Source organism: Umezawaea endophytica (genome assembly GCF_025061645.1).
In the GTDB taxonomy this organism is placed as follows: Bacteria; Actinomycetota; Actinomycetes; order Mycobacteriales; family Pseudonocardiaceae; genus Umezawaea; species Umezawaea endophytica.
Map to the genome: position 1 here is coordinate 183448 of NZ_JANYMP010000001.1, position 21994 is coordinate 205441.

The following is a 21994-nucleotide window of genomic DNA, read 5'->3' on the forward strand; positions in this document are numbered from 1 at the left end:
CGGCCGCCCCGGGGGGGGGGGGGGGGGCCGCGGGGGGGGGGGCCCCCCCCCACCCACCACCGGAGGCACCACGATGCACCTGCACCACGTCTACGCCATGGTCGTCGTCCGGCAGCGCCGGAGGGAAGCCGAACGCGTGGCCGAGGACCACCGCCTGGCCCGGCTCCTCCGGCGGCGGAACCGGAACGGCACCTGACGACCGGTGCCCGCACCGGCCGGAGGCGGTGCGGGCACCGGTGACCACCGGCTAGCCGATCGCCGCGCGCAGCACCTCCCGCAGCGGCAGCGCGGGCCGTCCGAGCAGTCGGGGCAGCGCCGGGTCCACCCGTGCGAACTCGCCCTGGCGGCTCGCGGCGAACAGGCCGACCAGCAGGTCGGCCGCGTGGGCGGGTGCGCCGTGGGCCAGCAGGCCCGCGCGATACTTGTCGTCGGAGACGACGACCCGGCGGACGGGCTTGCCCGTCAACTCCGAGGCGATGGCCGCGACACCAGCCATGTCGACCGCCTCAGCGCCGGTGAGTGCGGGGGTCACGCCGTCGAGGACGTCGTCCGCCAGCGCGACCGCCGCCGCCTCGGCCAGGTCGGCGTGGGCGGTCCAGGACACGGGGCCGTCCTCGGGCAACGCCAGTTCGCCCGTCGTGAGCGCCGCGCCGAGCAGCAGGTGCGCCGACGACGCGTAGAAACCGTTCCGCAGCACCGTGTACGCCACCCCCGAGTGCCGCAGCACCTCCTCTGTGGCGGCGTGGTCGGGCATGGGCGCGAAGGGGGAAGCCGGGTTCGCGCCCATGTGGCTGGTGTAGACGACGCGGGCGGCACCGGACTTCACCGCCGCGCCGATCGCGTCCCCGTGCAGGCGCACCGCGGTCTCGCCCGCCGAGTCCACCGACACGACGAGGACCCGCGTCGCTCCCTCGAACGCGTGCTCCAGGCTCGCGGGGTCGGCGAAGTCGCCGCGGCGGACGCGGACGCCCCGCTCCTCCAAAGCCTTGGCCTTCGCCGGGTCCCGGACGCACACGCCGACCCGGTCGGGCGCGACCCGGTCGAGCAACCGCTCGACGACCGCGCCGCCGAGGGTTCCGGTGGCACCGCTGACAATGATCATGACAACCCGTTCTCCAGTGACCGGCCCAATTCCTGGGCCTGGTGATCACGATGCCCGCGACCCCGCCGCGCCGGAAGGATCGCCGTGCTCAGGACTGTTACCCTGGGGGACATGCCGATCGGGGGTGGCCAGGTGGAGTCCCGGCCGCTGCGGTACTTCGTCGCCGTCGCCGAGGAGCTCAACTTCTCCCGCGCCGCCGACCGGCTCGGCATCTCCGCCCCGCCCCTGTCCCGCGCGATCCGCGCCCTCGAAGCGGACCTGGGCGTCACCCTGTTCGAGCGGACCACCCACAGCGTCGCGCTGACCCCCGCCGGGACCGTCCTGCTGGACCAGGCCCGCATCGCGCTGGACGCCCTCGGCGCGGCCACCCGCCGGACGCAGCGGGCCGCCGCCCGCGAACCGAAGCTCGTCCTGGCCGTCAAGGCCGACAGCGACGCGGGCCTGCTGGACACCATCCTGGCCGACTACGCGGCCGATCCCGCGGCCATCCCCCTTGCCGTCCACCTGTGCGGCTGGGGCGAGCAGGCCCGGCTCCTGCGCCGGGGCGAGGCCGACGTCGCCCTGCTCCACGAACCGTTCGACCGCACCGGCCTGGACACCGAGACCGTCGCCGTCGAGGTCCGCGTCGCCGCCGTCCCCTCGGGACACCCGCTCGCCGACCGCGACCACGTCCGCCTCGCCGAACTCGGCCTGCCCATCGCGGACCCGGCCCGCCCCGAGGACGTCGCCCGCTTCCTGGACGGGATCGTCGAGACGCACGGCGTCCGCGACCTGCCCCAGTTGCTCAAGCTCGTGGAACTGGGCGAACTCGTCACCCTGCTCCCCCACTCCGTCGTCGCCCGCTACCCCCGGCCGGGCATCGCCTACGTCCCCGTCCCGGACGCACCGCCCGCGGTCCTGTCCATCGCGTGGCCGCAGCAGTCCCGCTCGACGGCGACCGCGGCGCTGGTCCGCGCCGCCGCCGCGTCCGGCTGAGGTCAGCCCGACGCGGCGGTGGCGCGGTCGCCGTCGGCCAGGTGGTCCAGGTCCGGCAGGCCCGCGGTGAGCGCCGAGTGCAGCGCCTCGTGGGAGTCCGCCGCGTTGGCCGCCGCCCTCGGGAGCATCACGGCCTCGTAGTCGGCCAGCGCGGTGAACAGGTCGGCGGAGCCGATCACCGCTTGGGCGAGTTCGGCCCCGTCGAGCATCGCGGTGTTGGCCCCCAGTCCGGAGAACGGCGACATGAGGTGCGCGGCGTCGCCCAGGATCGTGACGCCCGCACGGGTGTTCCACACGTGCGGGACCGGCAGCGCGTGCAGGGGACGCGGGATGAACGCGTCGTCGCAGTCGGTGAGCAGGGCCCGCAGCCGCGGTGACCAGTCCGCGAACATCGCCAGCAGCGAGGCGCGCACGGTCGCCGCGTCGAGGCCGTCCGCCCAGCCCTGATCCGCGCGGAACGCGACGTAGGCCCTGATCCGGTCCCGTGCCTGGCGCTGGGCGATGAGCGCCTTCTCGTCCTGCATGGCGAACATGCCGCCCCGACCGACCAGTTCGGCGATCCGCGGGTGCTTCCGGTCGACGTCGTCGAAGCGGATCTCGATGAACATGACCCCCTCGTAGAACGGGCGGGCGGGCGAGACGAGCGACCGCACCTTCGACCACGCGCCGTCCGCGCCGATGAGCAGGTCGGTCGTCGCCGTGCCGCCGTCGCGGAAGCGCAGCTCGTGGACGCCGCGCCCCAGCGGCACGACGTGGTCGAGGGTCTCGCCGAACCGGACCGTTCCGGGGTCGAGCGAGTCGAGCAGGAGCGCGCGCAGGTCCGCGCGGTCGATCTCGGGGCTGTCGTGCTCGTCGGGGCCCGCGACGTGCTCGGCCAGGACGGTGGCGTGCTTGTCGAGCGTCGACATGTCCTGCCCCTCGGGCCGGGCGATGGCCGAGAACCGCTCCAGCAGCCCGGCCGCGCGCAACGCGGCCTGGCCGGTCGTCCGCTGCATGTCGAGGGTGCCGCCCTGGTCGCGGGAGTCCGGGGCGCTGTCGTGCTCGTGGACGGTGACCGGGATGCCCGCGCGTTGCAGGATCCGCGCGCAGGTCAGGCCGCCGGGGCCCGCGCCGATGACGGCGATGCGGGGTGGTGTGGACGTGGTCACGGAGGTACCGCCTTTCCGGGTTTCCCCCACAAAAGCACAGCGGTTGCATATGTGCAACTGCTACACCTTTTAACTCGGTCCAGCATTTGTTAGGGTGTGTCCGTGCAGGAGACCGCGGGCAGGCGTGAACGCAAGAAGGCCGCGACCAGGCAGGCCCTCGCCGACGCGGCCCTGCGGCTCTTCCTCGACCGCGGCTTCGACGCCGTCGGGGTCCGCGAGATCGCCGACGCGGCCGACGTCGCGACCACCACGCTGTTCAAGTACTTCCCCACCAAGGAGTCCCTCGTCTTCGACGAGGACGCGGGGCGCGCCGAAGCGCTCGCCGCCGCGGTCCGCGACCGGGCGCCGGGCACCTCGGTGGTCGACGCGCTGCGCGCCCTCGTCGAGCACGACGTCGTGCGCCGCCACACCGACCCGGACATGGCGGGCTTCCGCCGCCTGCTCGACGAGACCCCCGCGCTGCGCGACTACCGCCGGGGCATGTGGCTGCGCCACGAGGCGAGCCTCGCCGCGGCCGTCGCCGCCGACGCGGGCCTCCCACCCGACGACCCCAGGTGCGCCGCGCTCGCCCACTTCGTCCTGGACAGCCCCGACTTCATCAGCGCGGCCCCGGACCCCGTGCGCGCGCTGGACGGCGTGTTCGCGCTGCTCGACCGGGGCTGGTCGACGCTCGCGGGCTGACGAGGTCCCGGTCTCAGGCCCGCAGGCGGACGGCGTCCAGGCTGGGCGGCGCGCCGAACTGGCGGCGGTACTCGCGGCTGAACTGCGAGGGGCTGTCGTAGCCGACCCTGCGGCTGATGCCGGTGACGTCGGTGGGGTCCGCGGCGAGCAGCAACCTGGCCTGCTGCAAGCGGATCTGCTTCTGGAACTGGATCGGGCTCATCGCCGTGACCGCCTGGAAGTTGCGGTAGAAGGCGGACGCGCTCATGCCCGCGAGCCGCGCCACCTCGTCGACGCGGAACTGCTGGGCGAAGTGGTCGCGGATCCACCGGACCGCGCGGGCGACGTGGCTGAGACCGCTGTCGGCCAAGCCCAACTGGCGCACGGCCGCGCCCTGCTCCCCGGTGATGAGCCGCCACAGGATCTCCCGCTTGACCAGCGGCGCCAGCACGGTGATGTCGCGGGGCTCGTCCAGCAGGCGCAGCAGGCGGACGACCGCGTCGACCAGGCCGTCGGACGCGGCGCTGACCGCGAGCCCGGACGGCGTGCCGCCCCCGGCGGGCGGCAGGTCACCCGGCCCCGCCCGCAGGAGCAGGTCGGCGATGGCGGCCGGGCGCAGGGTCAGGCCGAAGCCCACGGCGGGGTGCTCGGGGCTGACGCCGACGTAGTGGCCGGTGATCGGCAGGTCGACCGAGGCGATCAGGTACTGGCCCGCGCCGTACTCGTACACGCGGTCGCCGAGCGCGATGTGCTTCGCGCCCTGCGCGATGAGCGCCAGCACCGTGCCCGACATCGACGACGACGGCTCGGTCTCCCCCTCGACCTTCGAGATCAGCACGTCCTCGATCGCCGTGGTCGTGTCGGGGCGCGCGTGGCGGTGCAGCAGCGCACGCAGCTCGTCGAGGTCCATGCCCCCGAGTGAAGCACGGAACGATGCTCGCCACAACGAGAGGATCAGGCAAGCGCCGAAGAGCATCGTTCTACCGTTCCAGCAGGTGGAGCTGGTTTTCTTGGGTCATCGAAATCCCCGCTCCACCGGACGAAGGAGACAGCACCGTGCTCGTCAACCACGGTTTCCACGCCACCCTGACCGCGCGGCCCGGCAAGGGCGACGAACTGGTCGCGTTCCTGCTCGACGCGCCGTCCCTGCCGAACCCGGACTGCGTCGTCTTCCTGGTCAGCCGCTCGGCGGGCGACCCGGACACGGTGTTCGTCACCGAGGGCTGGACCAGCCGGGACGCCCACGGCGAGTTCTTCGCGACCGAGCGGGCCAAGGCGCTGGTCGAGCGGCTCCAGCCGCTGCTCGCGGGCGAATCCGAGTACGTCGACGCGGTGCCCGTCGGCGGCAAAGCCGCCTTCTGACCAGCCCCCACCCACCGAGAGGACCTCCACCATGGCTCCCGCCCGCCCCGACCTCGACCCCGAACTGGGCGCGCTGCTCGACGGCACGCCGCTGATGACCGAGATCGACCTCGACGTGCTCGCCCAACTCCGGCGGTACCCGTCGACGCCGGTCGACACCCTCCTCGACGGCCGCGCCGTGGAACGCCGGGAGGTCACCGTCCCCACCCCGGACGGAGCGCGGATCCCCCTGTCGGTCTTCCGCCCCGCGGGCGCCGACAGCACCGCGCCCGCGCCGTGCGTCTACTGGATCCACGGCGGCGGCATGGTCATGGGCGACCGCTTCTCCCAGATCGACATCCCGCTCGACTGGCTGTTCCGGTTCGGCGCGGTGGTCGTCACCGTCGACCACCGCTTGGCACCGGAGGTGACCGGCACGACGCTGGTCGACGACTGCCACCTCGGTCTGCTGTGGACGGTCGAGCACGCCGACGAGCTGGGCGTCGACCCCACCCGCGTCGTCGTGGCGGGCATCAGCGCGGGCGGCGGACTCGCCGCGGGCGTCACGCTGATGGCCCGCGACCGCGGCGGGCCGCCGATCGCCGCCCAGGTGCTGATCTGCCCCATGCTGGACCACCGCAACAGCACCACGTCGAGCCTCCAGTACTCCGGCGACCCCGCTGTCTGGACGCGCGAGATGAACGGGTTCGGCTGGCGGTCGGTGCTCGGCGACCTCGCGGCCGAGGACGTGCCCGGCCACGTCTCCCCCGCCGTCGCCGACGACCTCTCCGGCCTGCCGGCCACCTACCTCGACGCGGGCACGGCCGAGGTCTTCCGCGACGAGGTCGTCGCCTACGCCTCCCGGATCTGGGCGGCGGGCGGGCAGGCGGAACTGCACCTCTGGGCGGGTGGCTGCCACGGGTTCGACGCCCTGCACCCACGGGCGCAGGTGTCCCTCGCGGCCCGCCGGACGCGGAGCGACTGGCTGGCCCGCGTCCTGGACGCGCCTACCCCGTAGCGGTGCGCGCCCGGGGCCGCCGCACCAGCGCGGGCAGCCAGGGCACCGCGCCGACCACGGCCAGCAGGAGCAGCAGCGGCACGCGCCACCACGCCGAGACGCTCGCGGGCGGCGGGGACGGCGGCGGCGCCAGCCACGGCCGGGCGGTCTTCGACCACGCCAGGAACGCGTCGCCGATCGGCACCAGCCCGAGGGCGTACCGCTTGGTCCACGGGGTGTCGACCGGGAGCCCCGCCAGTTCGACGTGGTTGGCCAGCGCCGACGCGAGCCGGTCGTCGCCGTTGACCTGCGCGGCGCCGAGGGTGACCACGCTCGCGGACAGGCTGACCCCGAGCGGGAGCGGGCCGGAGTCGACGTCGGCCGGGCCGTCCACCCCGTGCGGGTACTCCCGGACGGCCGGGCCCAGCCCGAGCGGCGAGACGACGAACAGCTCGCGGAAGCGCCGGTACTGCTCGTCCGCGAAGACCGGGTCGACCTCGCGGAGGAACCGGTGGACGAGGCTCTGCGAACTGCCCCTCGCCGTCTCGACCGGGTCGCCGGTGTCGGGGTCGACCCGGTGCGGCAGCAGCCCGGTGCCGGGGTCGAGGCGTTGGCGCACGCCCTGGAGCCAGCGCTCGGTGGTGGCGGCGAACCGCGGTGGCAGCAGGGTGTCGTGCAGCCGCAGCGACGCCATCGCCACGGTCGAGTCGACCGGCCACGCCTGGCCGGGGTAGGCCGCCAGGTACGGCGAGGCCGAGGCGTCGAACGCCGCGCCGAGGGCGGTCGAGTCCTGGGTGAAGCGCTCCAGCTCGGCGGGATCGCGGCGGTCGGCGGGTTGCAGGCTCAGCACCCCGCCACGCAGCCAGTTGTCCCAGCCCCGGTAGAACACGCCGTACGTCGGCGAGAGCGCCGGGCTGAACGGGCGGCGGCCGAACGGCGAGTCCAGCCGCTCCAACGCGAACCTGGCTTCCCGCAGCGCTTCCGCCCGCTCGCCGTCCGGTTCGCGCAGGCCGATCTCGACCCAGCTCAGCCCGTACAGCGCGTGCAGGAAGAAGTTGCCCTCGGGGAACTGGCCCTGCGCCTCCGCGCCCGCCCCGTCGTCCAGTTCCGCGCGGAGGAACTCCAGTTGCCGCCTAACGCCCGCGGGTTCACCGGCCGTCCCGGCGGTGGCGGGCGCCACGAGCCGCACCGCGCCCAGGAGCGCGCAGGCCGTGACGCCGACGGCGACCAGCAGGCGCGCCCACCGCAGGAGTTGACGCGCGGTCAGCGGTCGTCGGGGCATTCGATGATCATAAACCGCCAGTGAACGCTCGAAACTTTCGCCGTTGATGACCTCTCACACGGTCAATCGATTCAGCCTTGCTTGCTCAACGTCGGGGACATTTGTGAGCTGAAGCCGCCTTTCACCTCCATTCCACCAAAGATAGTTTCCGAAACATTCCCGAAACCCGTTGACAACCTCGGGAACCCCGTCCAACACTGTCTGTGTCGACAGGGCTCACCACCGTCGCTCCGGGTCACCGACCACCGCGGTCCCCGGCCGCAGCCCGTCGGGTCGCATCACGCTGCCTCGCCGCCGCGTCACACCCTCAACGAGGAGGAAGCATGCGCACGACCGACGCACCCGCACGTCCGAAACGCCGCGGTCCCGGCCGCTTCAAGGTGCTGGCAGGCGGCGCCTGCGCCGCACTGGTCATGGCGCTCCTGCCCGGTTCGGTCGGCGTGGCGAACGCCGCCACGTGCAACAGCCAGACCGGCAACCACAACGGCTACTACTACTCGTGGTGGACCGACGGCGGCGGATCGGCCTGCATCACCCTGGGCTCCGGCGGCAACTACAGCACCTCGTGGCGCAACACCGGGAACTTCGTCGGCGGCAAGGGCTGGAGCAACGGTTCGCGCAGGACGGTGAGCTACTCGGGCAGCTTCAACCCGTCCGGCAACGGCTACCTGGCGCTCTACGGCTGGACGTCCAACCCGCTCGTCGAGTACTACGTCGTCGACAACTGGGGCAACTACCGGCCCACCGGCACCTACAAGGGCTCGGTGACCACCGACGGCGGCACGTACGACATCTACCAGACGATGAGGTACAACGCCCCGTCGATCGAGGGCAACAACAAGACGTTCCCCCAGTTCTGGAGCGTCCGCCAGCAGAAGAAGACCGGCGGGACCATCACCACCGGCAACCACTTCGACGCGTGGTCCCGCGCGAACATGAGGCTGGGCAGCTTCAACTACTACATGATCCTCGCGACCGAGGGGTACCAGAGCAGCGGCAGTTCCAACCTCACCGTGCAGTGACCGACCGGCGGTCTCCCGGCTCCGGGAGACCGCCGCCCACACCGGAGTGATGGAGGAACGAGACGCATGCGCACGAAACACCCACTGGTCACCGGACTGGCCGTCGCCGCGCTGGCGCTGGCGAGCGCCGCCACCGCGACACCCGCGAACGCCGCCGCCTGCAACGGTTACGTCGCACTCACCTTCGACGACGGCCCGTCGTCCGGCAACACCCCGGCCCTGCTGAACGCGTTGCGGCAGAACGGTCTGCGCGCCACGATGTTCAACCAGGGCAACTACGCCGCCGCCAACCCCACCCAGGTCAGGGCCCAGGCCCAGGCGGGCATGTGGATCGGCAACCACAGCTACTCCCACCCGCACCTGACGCAGCAGAGCCAGGCGCAGGTCGACTCGGAGATCTCCCGCACCCAGCAGGCCATCGCGAACGCGGGCGGCGGCACACCGAGGCTGTTCCGCCCGCCGTACGGCGAGACCAACGCGACCGTGCGGTCGGTCGCGGCCAGGTACGGGCTGACGCAGGTCATCTGGGACGTCGACTCGCAGGACTGGAACGGCGCCAGCACCGACGCCATCGTCCAGGCCAACGCCAGGCTCACCAACGGCCAGGTCATCCTCATGCACGAGTGGCCCGCGAACACCCGCGCCGCGATCCCGCGCATCGCCCAGGGCTTGGCGAGCCGCGGCCTGTGCGCGGGCATGATCTCCCCGCAAACCGGACGGGCCGTGGCCCCCGGCTGACCTGGGGGTAAGGGGAGCGCCGGGTGCGACCGACGGGGGTCGCACCCGGCAGCAGGCCTTACACCGACGCTGCCGCTGCCGCTGCCGGGCCGGATGACGGCCTGGGGCGCGGTCCCGGCACCGCACGCTTACGCACCACACCACAGCCCCCACACGAAACCCGCCCTGGCCCAACCCGCACACCATCACCAACCGACCCAGACCACCACCCGGCGCGACAGCCTGCACACGCACCACACCGCCACCCCAGCGCAAAGCCCACCCTGACCCACAATTACCGGCACCACCCACGCACGCACGTCACCGCCGCCCCATTGCGAAGCCACCCTTGCCCGCAAACCGGCCTGACGACACCGGAACCACCCGCGCACCCCGCCGCCACCCGCCTCTCACCACCACCCGGCGCGACAGCCCAGGCGCGGCGCACGCCCCCACCCCCGCCCGTTGACCACCACCCGGTGCCGTGACCAGGCCGTGTCGGGGGTCTGGCAGACTGGCGGCAAGTGGAGATCCTGCCGCTGAAGCTGTTCCTCGCTCCCCTGCTCGTCGTGGCGTCGACCCTCGCCGGTCGCCGCTGGGGGCCGCACCTCACGGGTGTCCTCGTCGCCCTCCCGATCGTCGCCGGCCCGATCCTGTTCATCTCCTACCGCGCGCACGGCGCGGACTTCGCCGCCTCGGCGGCCACCTCGTCGTTGCTCGGACTCGTGTCGTTGGCCGTGTTCGCGGTGGTGTTCGCCCGCGCGGCCGGCAGGTTCGGCTGGCTCGCCACCTCGGCGTTGAACTGTGCCGCCGTGCTGGTCGTGGACGTCCTGCTGTCCTTCGTGCACGCCACCGCCCCCGTCGCCCTCCTGATCACCCTGCTGGCGACCACGATCGCGACGAAATCCCTCCCCGCCACCAAACCCGACCTCCCCGAGGTCCGCCGACGACCACCGTCGTGGGACCTGCCCGGCCGCGCGGTCGTGACCGCCGGGCTGGTGTTCGCCGTGACCACGGCCGCGGGCGCGCTGGGTCCGAAGTGGACGGGGCTGCTGGCGCCGTTCCCCGTCGCCACCAGCGTCGTGGCGGCGTTCGTCCACGCGCAGCACGGCAGCGCGGCCACCACCCGGACCATGGCCGGTGTCCTCAAAGGCCTGTACGGCTTCGGCGCGTTCTGCGTGCTGGTCGCCGTCCTCGTGCGCCCACTCGGCGGGGTCGCGTTCCTGGTGGGCGCGGTGGCGGCGGTGGCCGTCCAGCTCGCGCGCGACTCCGGCCACCCGGCGAAGCTGCCCCCGTGCTCGCCGCGGGCGCGCTGTGGGCGGTGTCCGGACTGCCGTCGGCCTAGTCCGCCAGGAACTCCTCCACCACCGCGTTGAACGCGGGCGGGTTCACCAGGAACGGGAAGTGCGAGGTGGCCACGTCGGCGGTGAAGACGTGCAGCTTCGCGCCGGGGATCCGGGCGGCCACGTACGCCTGCGACGACACGCTGACGTGGCTGACCTCCGACCCCATCACCAGGGTCGGCACGTCGATCGCGGGCAGCACGTCGCGCCAGTCCTGGGCGCAGTGGTCGAACAGCAGCGGCACCGCGCCCGCCGCCGGGACCGTGTCCAGTTCGCCGGTGACGAACTCCCACACGTCCTCCGGAGCGCCCGCGGGGAACATGCCGCGCACGAAGTCCTCCCGCGCCTTGCCGCCCTCCGGGCCCGCCAGGCTGCCGCCCAGCGCGACGAGCGCCTCGACGTCGAAGATCGCGCCGCACTCGGCCTGCTCCCGAGGGCTCATCCACGGAACGGCGGCCACGGCCGACGGCTGGTCGACGGCGATGAACCGGCGGAGGCGGCCGGTGCCGGAGCGGTCGATCAGGCTCCACCACAGCGACACGCCCATCGACCAGCCGAGCGCGTCGACCCGGTCGAGCCCGAGGTGGTCGAGCAGTTCCTCCACGTCGGTGGCCAGCCGGGCGATCCGGTACCCGTGGTCGGGCTTGGCCGACAGGCCGTGGCCGCGGTGGTCGAGGGTGATCACCCGGTGGGCGCTCGCCAGGCCGTCGAACTGGTGGCGGAACATCGCCTGGGTCTGGCCCCAGCCCGGCAGCAGGACGAGCGGGAACCCGTCGCCGCCCCGGTCCTGGTAGGCCAGTTCCACGCCGTCGCCGGTGGTGAAGGTGGGCATAGCGGTCGTCCTCTCGGGAAGGGGTCAGCCGGTGCGGACGTGCATCCCGCCGTCGACGGGCAGCAGGACCCCGGTGACGTAGCGGGACTCGTCGGAGGCCAGGAAGAGCGCGGCGTCGGCCACGTCCTGGGCGGTGCCCATGGCCCCCGTGGGGCTGCGGGCCGAGCGGTCGGCACGGGTCGCGCCCGCCGACCCGCCCGCGAGCTGCCGGTACACCAGCGGCGTGTCGATCAGGCCCGCGAGGATCGCGTTGGCCCGCACCCCGCGTCCGGCGTACTCGATCGCGATGGTGCGGGTGAGCTGGTTGACCGCGGCCTTCGCCGCCGCGTAACCGGGGTACGGGTAGCCGGTGGAGCGGATCGAGGCGACCGACGACATCGTGATGAGCGAACCGCCGTGCGCCGCGAGGTGCGGGAGGGTGTGCTTCGCGGCCAGGAACACCGTGTCCAGGTTGAGCGCGAACGACGTGCGCCAGGCGTCGAGCGCGATGTCCTCGACGGAGCCGAGCGCGGTGACGCCGATGTTGGTGTGCACCACGTCGATCGCGCCGAACGCGTCCAGCACCTCGTCGACGACGGCACGCACCTGCCCGTCGTCGGTCGCGTCGGCGACCAGCGCGAGCGCCTCACCGCCCGCGTCGACGATCGCGGCCATCGTGCGCCCGGCCGCCTCCGCGTCGTGGTCGACCACCGCCACCCGAGCACCGTGCCGCGCGAACGTGGCGGCGGTGGCGAACCCGATGCCCGTGACCCCACCCGGCCCGACACCCTGGTGCCCACCGCCGACGACGACCGCCACCCGCCCGGCCAGCCTCCCCCCGACGACCCTGCCCCCGACGACCCTGCCCCCGACAACCGCACCGGCCCCGGTCACGCCGTGTCCCCGACCGCGACCCGACCACTGCCCCGCAGCAGCCTCTCGAGGGCTTTGGCCGTGGTGTGCAGCATCCCGGCGATCTCCCGCCGCCGGTCCGCGCGCATCCGCTGTTCCACGCCCGCCACCGTGATGGCCGCGGCGGAGTCGCCCACCACCACGGCGACGCCCCACGCCCCAGGGCACACGCGGCCGTCGTTGAACGCCCAGCCCTGCCGCCGGGTGGCCGCGATCATGTCGAGGATCCGGGCCCGGTCGAGCAGCGGGTAGTCGGTCGCGATCCGGTCGGCGTCGCGGTCCAGCGACGCCGCCACGGTCTCGTCGTCCTCGGCGGCGAGCAGCGCGAGGCCGCCCGCGTTGACGCCCATCGGGTGGGTGTCGCCGACGGCCAGCACGTACGTGCGGATCTGGCCCAGACCGTCCTCGCGGTGCAGGCACAGGCACTCGTGCTCGCGCCGCACGGTGAGCAGCACCGTCTCGCGGGTGCGGGCGGCGAGGTCGGCCAGCAGCGGCTGGGCGATCCGCTGGATGCTCGTGCGCCGCGCGGCGAGGGCCCCGACGAGCTGCGCCTCCGCGCCGAGCCGGTAGCGCGACGTCCGCGGGTCCTGCTCGGCGAACCCGCTCGCGACGAGCGCCCCGAGCAGCCGGTGCACGGTCGGCTTCGCCAGCCCGCAGGCCCGCACCAGGTCACCCAGCCCGCACCCGTACTCGGTGGCGCCGCCGTTCGTCGCGAGCAGCCGCAGCACGTGCAGCACCCGGCCAGCCGACTGGGCGCCGGAGGGCGTGCTGGTCCACGTGGTGGACCGGTCGTCCGATTCGTTCACCGCTGCTCCACAACCTCGTCGATGCGGGTCAGCGAAACATAACCGGTGGCGGACGCCGGTGGTCCACATGGCGGACCGCTGTCAGGCGCGCCAGACGGTGCCGCGCCGCTCGTACTCCAGGATGGTCTCCACCCGCTGGGTCGTCTTCGCGCCGACGAAGCGCTCCACGAGCCACAGCGCCACGTCCAGCCCGGACGTGACGCCACCGCCGGTGATCAGGTCGCCGTCGTCGACCACGCGGGCGTTGACGACCGTCGCGCCCCGCGCTGCCAGGTCCGCCTTCGCCGCGGAGTGCGTCGTGGCGTTCCGGCCCGCCGTCACCCCCGCGGCCGCCAGCACCATGACACCGGTGCAGATGCCGACGCGCAGCGCGTCCACACCGGCCAGGCGGCGGAGGAACTCCCGGTCGGCCATCAGCCTGCGGACGCCGGGACCCGCCGGGTCGGTGTAGCGGCCACCGCCGGGCACCACCAGGACGTCCGCCTCCCGCGGCGACCACCCGCGGGCCACCTCGACCCGCGAGCCGAAGTTGCAGGTCACGACTCCGGGCCGACCGGTGGTGACCAGGGTCGTGGTGATCGCGCCGCCCGCCATGCCCAGCACCTCCACCGGGGCGGCCCAGTCCTGCTCCTCCACCCCGTCGAACATCAGCACCTGCACGCGCAGCGGCTCCGACGCCGACGCCTCCCGCGCACCGGCCGCCACCGCGCCCAGCCCACCCACCGACAACACCGACGCGCGCAGGAAAGCACGACGCTCCACCGTGAACCTCCAGGGTCTCGTCCTACCCCCACAGGTCGTGCGGACCCCGCCGCGGGTTCCCGCGAGCCGCTGATCCCGTCCACCGGACAGCGGCGCAGGGACGAGAACCATGCCCCACCAACAGAACCGGGCGCGTGCCGCGGCGTCAGGCCAGCACCAGCGCCTCCACCCTGCGCAGTCCGGGACCGGGTTCCAGCCCGAACTCCTCGACGAGCACCGCCCGCACCCGCCGGTACGTGCGCAGCGCGTCCACCGACCGCCCGGCCCCGTGCTGGGCCTCCACCAGCAGCTCCCACAACCGTTCCCGCCACGGGTACCGGGCGACCAGCCGCTCCAGTTCCCCGATGGCCTCGACGTGCCGCCCCACCAGGCACAGCGCCGCGGCGAGGTTCTCCTCGACGAGCGTCAGCGCCTCGCGCAGCCTGCCGACCTCGGCGTCCGCCCAGCCGGTGACCGGGCAGTCCGCGAGCGGATCCCCGCGCCACAGGCCGAGCGCCGCGGTGAGCCGGTCGACCGCCCGGTGGCCGTCACCCCGGTCCAGCGCTTCCCGGCCGAGCCGCGCGGACGCGTCGAACTCGTGCACGTCCACCCGCACCCGCCGCAGGTCGAGCAGGTAACCGGGGTCCCTGGTCACCACCATCCCGCCGAGCCCAGCGGCGGACAGCGCTTTCCGCACCTGCGCGACGTGCCCCTGCACCGTGGCCGTCGCCGTCGGCGGCGCCCGGTGGCCCCACAGCGCGTCGATCAGCGACGACCGCGACACCAGCCGCCCGGAGCCCAGCGCCAGCAGCGCGAACACCGCCCTGCGCCGGGGACCGGTCCAGCGGACCGGCTCCTGCGGACCGCGCACCTCCAGCGGCCCCAGCAACCGCACCTCTCCGTCCACCGGTCGTTCGCCTCCCCTCCTCCGTACGGGTAAGGCGTTCCACGGTGTTCCACCGAGCGGATCAGTCGGGCAGCGCCTGGTTAGCGCACCGCGCGTTGCCTGGTGCCGTGGACGCCACCCGGCTCCACGGCACAGGCAAGGAGAATCCCCATGCACCTACGCACTCGGCTGGTCGTGCTCACCGGAGCGGTGCTGCTCTGCCTCGGCGTGACGGCCGCGAACGGTCTCGCGAGCCCGGACCCGGTCCCACCGGCGGTGGTGACCTGCGCGGGGCTGCCCGCGACCATCGTCGTCCCGGCTCCCGGCATGGTCACCTTCGGCGACCCCGGCGGCGTCCCCACCAACGACGTGATCGTCGGGACGTCCGGTGTGGACACGATCCACGGCCTGGGCGGCGACGACGTCATCTGCGGGCTCGGTGAGGAAGACCTCCTCACCGGTGGCAACGGTGACGACCGGATCTTCGGCCAGGGCGACGACGACGACATGTTCGGCGGCTCCGGCGAGGACGTCCTCAACGGCGGCCCGCACAACCTGGGCGACCGCGGCAACGGTGGAGCGGGCGTCGACGCCTGCCCGGCCACCGAGGTCCTGCTCAACTGCCCCTGACCGCCCCGACCCCTGCCCCCGCGCCGCTCACCGGCGCGGGGGCAGCGCTTGGCGCAGCAGGAGTTCCGTCGCCGGGTCGGGTCGCGCGCCGAGCTGCCGGAGCGCGGACAGGACGTCGTGCCGGGCGGTCGCGATCCGGCGGAGGTCACGGCTCTTGAGTGCCGCGGCGAGGACCAGCCGGTGGCCGCGCGCGTCGTAGGGGTCCACCGCGAGCGCCCGGACGGCGAGGTGCTCCGCCCCGGCCGCCTCGCCCGACACCAGCCGCAGTTCGCCGAGGTCGAGCAGGTTGCGCACGTGGTGCGCGCGGACCCGGTCGATCTCAATGCCTGCATCGGGGTCCGCCAGGGTCCCCAGGTCGGGCAGCGGGTCACCGCGCCACAACCCGACCGCCGTGCCGAGCAGGTCCTTCGCCCGGTCGACGTCCCCCTCCGCGCGGGCCTGGTCGACCTGGACGGCCAGCAGGTCGAACGTCCACAGGTCGACCGAGAGCCACGCGGAGCCGACCAGCCGGATCGTGTCGCCGTCGGACCGCACGTGGAAGGTCGCGTCGCCGCCGGACCGGCCGGGTTCGACCAGCCGCCGGAGGTGGGTCAGGGTGACGCGGAGGTTCCGCGCCGCGCTCGCCGGGTCCAGCCCCGGCCAGAGCAGGTCCAGGGCCCGGTCGCGGGTGAGCACCGGGGTCAGCACCAGCGCCCCGAGTAGCTGCCGCACCCGCGTCCGGCGGAGCTGCGGGACGTCGACCGGGACGCCGTCGCGGGTCACCCGCATCGCGCCGATGACGTCGATGCCGGTCCGGTGGGTCGGCGGCGACGGCAGGGCGGCCAGCAGCCGGGTCGCGCCCGCGGCGACCACCTCGTCGGCCGACCGGACCGCCCGGCGGAACTCCCGGTGCACGGCGGGGCCGACCGCGTCGGCCAGCCACCTGCCCAGTTCCACGCCCTCGCCGTCACCCGCCGCGGTGAGCCGGGCGGCCAGCTCCACCGACCACGGCAGCGGCAGGAAGCACAGCGCGTGCTCCGGGGCGAGCATCGACGGCTCACCCGCCCGTGCCCGGACCAGCGCCCGTGCCGCCGCGCGCGCCCTGCGGTGCGACGGGCCCAGCTCGACGGCGTCCCAGCACGCCCGCAGGCGCTCGTCCAGGACGTAGCCGAGGGTCAGGAACCGCCGCAGGTGCCGTTCGCCGAACCGCACGTCGACCGGCCACCGGGCCAGGTGGTGGGCGTACGCCCGGCGGGCGGCGGGCTCGTCGCCGGAGGCCACCGCGACGGCCGCCCGCGCGGCGCAGGCGAGGGCGGCGTCCCTCGGGTTGTCGTGGCCGTCCGGGTCGGCGCAGGACGGCGGCTCGTCGCCGCAGCAGGACGCGATCACCGCCAGGAAGGCCGCCGTCACGAACGCGTCCCGCGCCGTCCCGACGACCCCGCCGGGTCTTCGCGGTGGCGCGTCGCGCAGCCTGCCGAGGTCCGAGGGGTCGCCGTCGAACCAGCGCGCCACCGCCGAGGCCAGCCGGACGTGCTCGTCGTCGGAGCCGCCCACCGTCCGGTCCGCGAGTTCGGCGGCCTCCGCGCCCCGCCCGCACATGTCCAGGCAGTGGTAGTGGAACCTCACCGTGGGCAGCGCGATCACCGGCGGGACCTCCAGCACGGGCGCCTGGACGATCTCGGCGAGCGCGGCCTCCGGATCGCCGCCGACCTCGGCCAGCGTCGCGGCGACGCTGTGCCGCAGCAGCCGGGCCATCGGCGTCGGAGGACCGGGCAGGTGGTCGGCCCGGCAGGCGAGTTCGGCCAGCCGCCCCACGTCCGCCCGCGAGTGCGCGGTGATCACGGCCTGCGCGAGGACGACGGCGGCGTGCCGGTCCCGCAGTCCGGCCCAGGCCTCGTCGAGCAGGACGTCGATGCGCGGGTCGGTGAAGTCGACGGCGTGGACCACCGCGGCCCGCAGCAGCACGAACTCCGGCCGGTCCGCCACCGTCGGCGTGACGGCGCCCAGCCACCGCTCGGCCATCTCCCTGGGCAGGGCGGACAGCGTGGTGTTCACGAGTCGCACCGCGAGGTCGGCGAGCACCTCCCAGTCCCGCGTCCGGCACGCCAGCGCCCCCGCACGGGCCAGGTCCCCGCGGTCCGCCAGCACCGCGGCGGCCCTCCGGTGCAGGTGCCGCGCCTCCTCCGCCGCCATCGTCGCGGCCAGCGCCTCGGTCCACAGCTCGTGCGCGCGGTACCGGCCGTCGTCGAGGGCGCGCACCAGCGGGACCGCCCTGGCCAGCCCGTCGAGGCGGACCGCGTCCCCGGTCACCGCCGCGACCTCCGCCGAACTCGCGGTGCCCAGCGCCGCCAGCGCGCCCAACGCCCGGCGCCGCGGCGCCGACAGCCTCCCGAGGATCTCCTCCCGCGCGTACCGCCACGGCGCCGACGGCCCGGCCGCGAACGCCAGCCGCACCAGCGCGGGCCACCCCCGCAGCGCGCCGGCCAGCGCCGGGTCCCGCCCGAGCCGCCGCCCCAGCGCCCGCAGCTCGACGTCGGTGAAGGACAGGTCGTCCGTCCCGATCCGCACCACGTCGCCCGCGGCCTCCCGACGCGCCAACGGCAGGTCCGGCACCGTCCGCCCGGACAGCACCAGGTGCGCCGTGGTCGGCAGGGCGCGCACGACCTCCCCCAGCATCAGCGCTCCCGGCGACCCGGCGGGGATCTCGTGCACGTCGTCCAGCACCAGGCTCACCTCGACCGGCGCCAACCGGATCAGCGCGTCGACGACGTCCCGCGCCCCCGGCGCCCGCACCCCGTCCCCCGTGGACAGACCGGCCAGCACCACCCGCGCGAACACCACCGAGTTCCCGTGGGCCGCCTCGCAGTCCACCCACACGTCGATCCCCCGCGGCTCCACCAGGTTCGCCCGGTGGGCCTGCGCCAGCACGGTCGTCTTCCCGAACCCCGGCCCGGCGACCACTACCGTCACCGCGCGCTCCCACCGCTGCGCCAGCATCCGCACCAGCCGGAGCCGGGGCACCTCGACGTCCAACGGCCGCGGCGCGGCGGCCGGGCTGACCAGGAACGCGCGCACGGCGGACCCCGGCTCGCCGACCGGTCGGGCCGCCCTGGTGGTGTCCACGCAGGGAGGAGCCCCCACCGGGCGGTTTGATACCTCCGCGGCCCCCGTAGGACACCAAGGACACGATCGCCGCGATACCCGACCTGTTCACAGCGGTCACGTCCCTGGTCGACCGCGCGCCGGCTGACGGCGAACCTCGCGCGCGTTCGCCTCCACCGGGTCCCGCAGTAGGCTCCGTGGATGGTCGGCGCGGGGTCGGGCGGGCGTTGGGTGCGGATCACGGCGGAGGTGGTCGTCGAGGTCCGGGACGCCGCCGCCCTCGAGCGTGAGGCGCTGGCGCACGTCGACGGGGTCGAGTTCTCGGTGGACGACGGCTCCGTGGCGACCGTCGAGCAGGTGCGGGCGGGTGCGCGGGACGCCGTCCGCGGCGATCCCCTCGCCGCGCTGGAGATCCTGGCCGACCCGAGCGCGATGGTGGACTCGGTCGCGGGCGTCCACGCGCTCCAGGCCGAGTACCGGGTGGAGGACATCGGCCGGGAGGGCGGTCCGCTGCCGGACTTCGCCGCGCTGTTCCCGCCGTGCGGGTGCGACGACCCGGCGTGCGCCGCCGTGACGCCGAGGACGGCGGCGGTGCTGTGGAGCGTCGGGCAGGTCCTCGCGGGCTTCGCCTACGACGACGTGCTGGAGCACGGGGACGACCCGGTGGGCGAGACGGTCGCGTGGTCGGTGTTCGACGAGTTCCCGCGGGCCACCTGGCACCGGGACGCGGTGTGGCGGCGGCTGGTCGCGCGGTCGTTCGACGACCTCTCCCTGGACCTCGAATCCGGGCGGCGGCCGGTGCCGCGCAGCCGGGCCGAGGAAGTGGTGCTGAGCCTGATGGTGCGCCACGCCCGCGCGGCGGTGGCCGACGGGTGGGAGAGCCTGGAGGTCGGGTTCACCGCCATGCCGCGGCACCGCGACGACTTCGACTGGGCCTCGCTGGTCGACACCGAGACCGACACCGACCCCGGCGGCACCGACGACGTGGCCGCCTGGCACACCCCGTTCCCCACCGCGGAGAAGCGGGACCCGCGCAGGCCGTTCCGGCGGTGAGGAGGCCGGAACCGGTCGGTCCCGGCCTCCCGAGCACGGTCTAGGGGCAGGGCACGATCTGGTCGGCCGGACCGCCGACCGCCGTCCAGGTGGTACCGGACACCCACCGGTAGACCTCCTGCCTGTTCGGCGTCAACCCGTAGATCGCCCCGTCGGTCACGGCCCACTCGTAGCCCGCGCCACCGACCTGCGCCCAGTTGTTCGGCGACCCCAGATAACCGTAGATCGCACTGCCGTTCGGCGTAGTCGCGAACAAGCCGTAGCTCCCGCCGTACAACCAATCGGCGGGACCCCCGACCTGCGTCCAGGCGGTGCCACTCCCGTTGTAGCGGTACACGCCACTGCCATTGGGCGAAATTCCGTAAATGGCACCGCCGGTAACCGCCCAGGTGCGGCCGGGACCACCGACCAGCGCCCAGTTGTTCGGCGACCCCAGATAACCGTAGATCGCGCTCCCGCCGGGAGTGGTCGCGAACAGGCCATAGCCGCCGCCGTACAGCCGCCCGGCCGGACCACCGATCTGCGTCTACCCGGACCCGTTGTAGCGGTAGACCCCGTTTCCCCCTGGTGAGAGCGCGCAGACGGTGTTGGCGGCCGCGACGCCGGGTCTGCTCGGGGCGAACGTGGCCGAGGGCTCGTTCGACGGGAACGAGGTGGTGGCCACCGCCGAGGCGGACGGCCCGATGAATAGACCGGACACGACGACGAGGGTCGCCGAAATGACGGACGAGCGAATCCTGCGGAGTGCGCCCATGAATCCTCCAGAATTCCACACGAAATGGTTTTCGCCCCGGTTCGGACACCACCCATGGTGCAGTAATCCGCTATCCCGAACAGCCACCATCCGCTCGTCGACGGAATAGCCCGATCGCACGACCGATCATCCGCCGGACCGATTCACCACATTGTTTTTCGCCATGACCACCGGCGGCCGTCGCCCATTCGCACGACGAACACGGGTCGGGAAACGTCGAGAGCCGCCGGACAGGTGTCCGGCGGCTCTCGGCGAAGGGAGGGCGGTCAGTCGTTGCCGGCCTCAAGGGCGGCGTGGTCGAGCAGTTCGTCGTCGGCGACCTCGCCGCGGGACGCGATGGCCTCCGCGCCGCCGTCCGGCATCGTGCCGATGAGTTCGGTCGACGTGACCTGCGCGGCGCTGATCAGCTCCGAGTGCCTGCTGCCGACCATGCCGAACCCGGCGTACAGCTCCAGCTTGGCGCGGGAGTCGGCGATGTCCAGGTTGCGCATGGTCAACTGGCCGATGCGGTCGACCGGGCCGAACGCCGAGTCCTCGGTGCGCTCCATCGACAGCTTGTCGGGGTGGTAGCTGAACGAGGAGCCGGTGGTGTCGAGGATCGAGTAGTCCTCGCCGCGCCGCAGGCGCAGCGTCACCTCGCCGGTCACCGCCGTGCCGACCCAGCGCTGGAGCGCCTCACGCATCATCAGCGCCTGCGGGTCCAGCCAGCGGCCCTCGTACATCAGCCTGCCGAGCTTGCGCCCGTCGTTGTGGTAGGCGGCGAGGGTGTCCTCGTTGTGGATGGCGTTGACCAGCCGCTCGTAGGCGGCGTGCAGCAGCGCCATGCCAGGGGCCTCGTAGACGCCGCGGCTCTTGGCCTCGATGATCCGGTTCTCGATCTGGTCGGACATGCCGAGGCCGTGGCGGCCGCCGATCGCGTTGGCCTCCAGCACGAGGTCGACCGCGGAGCCGAACTCCTTGCCGTTGATCGTCACGGGACGACCCTGCTCGAACCCGATGGTGATGTCCTCGGGCGCGATCTCGACGGCGGGGTCCCAGAACCGGACGCCCATGATCGGGTCGACGAGCTCGATGCCGGTGTCGAGGTTCTCCAACGCCTTGGCCTCGTGCGTCGCGCCCCAGATGTTCGCGTCGGTGGAGTACGCCTTCTCGACGCTGGAGCGGTACGGGAGGTCGCGGGCGAGCAGCCACTCGGACATCTCGGTGCGGCCACCGAGCTCACCGACGAACTCGGCGTCCAGCCACGGCTTGTAGATCCTCAGCGACGGGTTGGCCAGCAGGCCGTAGCGGTAGAACCGCTCGATGTCGTTGCCCTTGTAGGTGGAGCCGTCGCCCCAGATCTGCACGTCGTCGTCGAGCATGGCGCGCACCAGCATGGTGCCGGTGACGGCCCGCCCGAGCGGCGTGGTGTTGAAGTACGTGCGGCCGCCCGTCCGGATGTGGAACGCCCCGCAGGCCAGTGCCGCGAGCCCCTCCTCGACCAGCGCGGCCCGGCAGTCGACCAGCCGGGCGATCTCGGCGCCGTAGAGCTGGGCGCGGTCCGGGACCGAGGCGATGTCGGGCTCGTCGTACTGGCCGATGTCGGCCGTGTACGTGCACGGGACCGCGCCCTTCTCACGCATCCACGCGACCGCCACCGAGGTGTCGAGGCCGCCGGAGAAGGCAATGCCGACGCGTTCGCCGGCCGGGAGGGAAGTGAGCACTTTGGACACGCATCAATTATGCACGACGAT

23 protein-coding genes are annotated in these 21994 nt (G+C 73.7%); 10 read left to right on the forward strand and 13 right to left on the reverse strand.

Features of this window, described 5'->3' with window-relative positions; all coding sequences use genetic code 11:
* Positions 1–73 precede the first annotated feature (73 nt).
* Entirely contained in the window at positions 74–196 is a 123-nt protein-coding gene (locus NZH93_RS00760) for a hypothetical protein (RefSeq protein ID WP_259620889.1), read from the forward strand.
* Positions 197–247: 51 nt separating this feature from the next.
* On the opposite strand, the gene NZH93_RS00765 is transcribed toward NZH93_RS00760, so the two are convergent.
* The gene (locus tag NZH93_RS00765) at positions 248–1102 is read right to left on the reverse strand and encodes an NAD(P)H-binding protein (protein ID WP_259620890.1); all 855 of its coding nucleotides are present in this window, start codon (positions 1100–1102) and stop codon (positions 248–250) included.
* A gap of 111 nt (positions 1103–1213) precedes the next feature.
* Here NZH93_RS00765 and NZH93_RS00770 point away from each other — a divergent pair, with 111 nt between their 5' ends.
* Entirely contained in the window at positions 1214–2077 is an 864-nt protein-coding gene (locus NZH93_RS00770; protein ID WP_259620891.1) for a LysR family transcriptional regulator, read from the forward strand.
* A 2-nt stretch (positions 2078–2079) separates the two neighbouring features.
* Here the strand turns inward: NZH93_RS00770 and NZH93_RS00775 are convergent, their stop codons facing one another.
* A complete protein-coding gene (locus tag NZH93_RS00775; RefSeq protein WP_259620892.1) occupies positions 2080–3225 on the reverse strand; it encodes an FAD-dependent oxidoreductase in 1146 nt (381 codons plus the stop codon).
* 102 nt (positions 3226–3327) lie between these two features.
* Between NZH93_RS00775 and NZH93_RS00780 the strand changes: the two genes are divergently transcribed.
* Positions 3328–3906, forward strand: coding sequence for a TetR/AcrR family transcriptional regulator (locus NZH93_RS00780; protein ID WP_259620893.1), 579 nt, complete (start codon positions 3328–3330; stop codon positions 3904–3906).
* A 13-nt stretch (positions 3907–3919) separates the two neighbouring features.
* On the opposite strand, the gene NZH93_RS00785 is transcribed toward NZH93_RS00780, so the two are convergent.
* A complete protein-coding gene (locus NZH93_RS00785) occupies positions 3920–4795 on the reverse strand; it encodes an AraC family transcriptional regulator (RefSeq protein ID WP_259620894.1) in 876 nt (291 codons plus the stop codon).
* A 146-nt stretch (positions 4796–4941) separates the two neighbouring features.
* Between NZH93_RS00785 and NZH93_RS00790 the strand changes: the two genes are divergently transcribed.
* Both NZH93_RS00790 and NZH93_RS00795 read left to right on the forward strand, forming a co-directional pair.
* On the forward strand, positions 4942–5247 hold the full coding sequence (locus NZH93_RS00790; protein WP_259620895.1) for a putative quinol monooxygenase: 306 nt from the start codon (positions 4942–4944) through the stop codon (positions 5245–5247).
* 31 nt (positions 5248–5278) lie between these two features.
* Entirely contained in the window at positions 5279–6244 is a 966-nt protein-coding gene (locus NZH93_RS00795; RefSeq protein ID WP_259620896.1) for an alpha/beta hydrolase, read from the forward strand.
* Here NZH93_RS00795 and NZH93_RS00800 read toward each other — a convergent pair.
* Positions 6234–7505, reverse strand: coding sequence for a hypothetical protein (locus tag NZH93_RS00800; protein ID WP_259620897.1), 1272 nt, complete (start codon positions 7503–7505; stop codon positions 6234–6236). The two genes, NZH93_RS00795 and NZH93_RS00800, sit on opposite strands and share 11 nt — an antisense overlap.
* Before the next feature lie 323 nt (positions 7506–7828).
* On the opposite strand from NZH93_RS00800, the gene xynA reads away from it, so the two are divergent.
* The 3 genes from xynA (at position 7829) to NZH93_RS00815 (ending at position 10620) form a co-directional block, all read left to right on the forward strand.
* A complete protein-coding gene (xynA, locus tag NZH93_RS00805; protein ID WP_276022503.1) occupies positions 7829–8527 on the forward strand; it encodes an endo-1,4-beta-xylanase XynA in 699 nt (232 codons plus the stop codon).
* 66 nt (positions 8528–8593) lie between these two features.
* Positions 8594–9265: a polysaccharide deacetylase family protein gene (locus NZH93_RS00810; RefSeq protein WP_259620898.1), complete on the forward strand. Its 672-nt coding sequence runs from the start codon at positions 8594–8596 to the stop codon at positions 9263–9265.
* A 503-nt stretch (positions 9266–9768) separates the two neighbouring features.
* Positions 9769–10620, forward strand: coding sequence for a hypothetical protein (locus NZH93_RS00815; RefSeq protein WP_259620899.1), 852 nt, complete (start codon positions 9769–9771; stop codon positions 10618–10620).
* On the opposite strand, the gene NZH93_RS00820 is transcribed toward NZH93_RS00815, so the two are convergent.
* From NZH93_RS00820 to NZH93_RS00840, 5 genes are all read right to left on the reverse strand, one after another.
* Positions 10586–11419, reverse strand: coding sequence for an alpha/beta fold hydrolase (locus tag NZH93_RS00820; RefSeq protein ID WP_259620900.1), 834 nt, complete (start codon positions 11417–11419; stop codon positions 10586–10588). The genes NZH93_RS00815 and NZH93_RS00820 overlap by 35 nt on opposite strands.
* 24 nt (positions 11420–11443) lie before the next feature.
* Positions 11444–12292, reverse strand: a complete 849-nt coding sequence (locus NZH93_RS00825) for an SDR family NAD(P)-dependent oxidoreductase (protein ID WP_259620901.1) — start codon at positions 12290–12292, stop codon at positions 11444–11446.
* Positions 12289–13116, reverse strand: a complete 828-nt coding sequence (locus NZH93_RS00830; protein ID WP_259620902.1) for an IclR family transcriptional regulator — start codon at positions 13114–13116, stop codon at positions 12289–12291. The genes NZH93_RS00825 and NZH93_RS00830 overlap by 4 nt, the downstream gene beginning before the upstream one ends.
* An 81-nt stretch (positions 13117–13197) precedes the next feature.
* The gene (locus tag NZH93_RS00835; RefSeq protein ID WP_259620903.1) at positions 13198–13878 is read right to left on the reverse strand and encodes a DJ-1/PfpI family protein; all 681 of its coding nucleotides are present in this window, start codon (positions 13876–13878) and stop codon (positions 13198–13200) included.
* A gap of 145 nt (positions 13879–14023) precedes the next feature.
* The gene (locus tag NZH93_RS00840; RefSeq protein WP_259620904.1) at positions 14024–14764 is read right to left on the reverse strand and encodes an AfsR/SARP family transcriptional regulator; all 741 of its coding nucleotides are present in this window, start codon (positions 14762–14764) and stop codon (positions 14024–14026) included.
* A gap of 150 nt (positions 14765–14914) precedes the next feature.
* On the opposite strand from NZH93_RS00840, the gene NZH93_RS00845 reads away from it, so the two are divergent.
* Positions 14915–15373 carry a calcium-binding protein gene (locus NZH93_RS00845; RefSeq protein ID WP_259620905.1) on the forward strand — a complete coding sequence of 153 codons (459 nt, stop codon included), beginning with the start codon at positions 14915–14917 and terminating at the stop codon, positions 15371–15373.
* Positions 15374–15400: 27 nt separating this feature from the next.
* On the opposite strand, the gene NZH93_RS50455 is transcribed toward NZH93_RS00845, so the two are convergent.
* Positions 15401–18475 carry an AfsR/SARP family transcriptional regulator gene (locus NZH93_RS50455; protein ID WP_259620906.1) on the reverse strand — a complete coding sequence of 1025 codons (3075 nt, stop codon included), beginning with the start codon at positions 18473–18475 and terminating at the stop codon, positions 15401–15403.
* A 180-nt stretch (positions 18476–18655) separates the two neighbouring features.
* Between NZH93_RS50455 and NZH93_RS00855 the strand changes: the two genes are divergently transcribed.
* The gene (locus NZH93_RS00855) at positions 18656–19507 is read left to right on the forward strand and encodes a hypothetical protein (protein ID WP_259620907.1); all 852 of its coding nucleotides are present in this window, start codon (positions 18656–18658) and stop codon (positions 19505–19507) included.
* A 40-nt stretch (positions 19508–19547) separates the two neighbouring features.
* Here NZH93_RS00855 and NZH93_RS00860 read toward each other — a convergent pair whose 3' ends face one another.
* The 3 genes from NZH93_RS00860 to argG all read right to left on the reverse strand — a co-directional run bounded on the left by NZH93_RS00860 (position 19548) and on the right by argG (position 21973).
* Positions 19548–19763, reverse strand: a complete 216-nt coding sequence (locus NZH93_RS00860) for a hypothetical protein (RefSeq protein WP_259620908.1) — start codon at positions 19761–19763, stop codon at positions 19548–19550.
* A 270-nt stretch (positions 19764–20033) separates the two neighbouring features.
* A complete protein-coding gene (locus NZH93_RS00865; RefSeq protein ID WP_259620909.1) occupies positions 20034–20261 on the reverse strand; it encodes a hypothetical protein in 228 nt (75 codons plus the stop codon).
* A gap of 266 nt (positions 20262–20527) precedes the next feature.
* Entirely contained in the window at positions 20528–21973 is a 1446-nt protein-coding gene (argG, locus tag NZH93_RS00870) for an argininosuccinate synthase (protein WP_259620910.1), read from the reverse strand.
* Between the last annotated feature and the right edge of the window lie 21 nt (positions 21974–21994).

What these genes read in the sequence shown, in the direction of transcription:
- NZH93_RS00820 (WP_259620900.1), bottom strand. Translation starts at nt 11,419, where the DNA reads ATGCCCACCTTCACCACCGGCGACGGCGTGGAACTGGCCTACCAGGAC.
- NZH93_RS00810 (WP_259620898.1), top strand. Translation starts at nt 8,594, where the DNA reads ATGCGCACGAAACACCCACTGGTCACCGGACTGGCCGTCGCCGCGCTG.
- NZH93_RS00845 (WP_259620905.1), top strand. Translation starts at nt 14,915, where the DNA reads ATGCACCTACGCACTCGGCTGGTCGTGCTCACCGGAGCGGTGCTGCTC.
- NZH93_RS00760 (WP_259620889.1), top strand. Translation starts at nt 74, where the DNA reads ATGCACCTGCACCACGTCTACGCCATGGTCGTCGTCCGGCAGCGCCGG.
- xynA (WP_276022503.1), top strand. Translation starts at nt 7,829, where the DNA reads ATGCGCACGACCGACGCACCCGCACGTCCGAAACGCCGCGGTCCCGGC.
- NZH93_RS00770 (WP_259620891.1), top strand. Translation starts at nt 1,214, where the DNA reads ATGCCGATCGGGGGTGGCCAGGTGGAGTCCCGGCCGCTGCGGTACTTC.
- NZH93_RS00865 (WP_259620909.1), bottom strand. Translation starts at nt 20,261, where the DNA reads ATGGGCGCACTCCGCAGGATTCGCTCGTCCGTCATTTCGGCGACCCTC.
- NZH93_RS00785 (WP_259620894.1), bottom strand. Translation starts at nt 4,795, where the DNA reads ATGGACCTCGACGAGCTGCGTGCGCTGCTGCACCGCCACGCGCGCCCC.
- NZH93_RS00765 (WP_259620890.1), bottom strand. Translation starts at nt 1,102, where the DNA reads ATGATCATTGTCAGCGGTGCCACCGGAACCCTCGGCGGCGCGGTCGTC.
- NZH93_RS00795 (WP_259620896.1), top strand. Translation starts at nt 5,279, where the DNA reads ATGGCTCCCGCCCGCCCCGACCTCGACCCCGAACTGGGCGCGCTGCTC.
- NZH93_RS00855 (WP_259620907.1), top strand. Translation starts at nt 18,656, where the DNA reads ATGGTCGGCGCGGGGTCGGGCGGGCGTTGGGTGCGGATCACGGCGGAG.
- NZH93_RS00800 (WP_259620897.1), bottom strand. Translation starts at nt 7,505, where the DNA reads ATGCCCCGACGACCGCTGACCGCGCGTCAACTCCTGCGGTGGGCGCGC.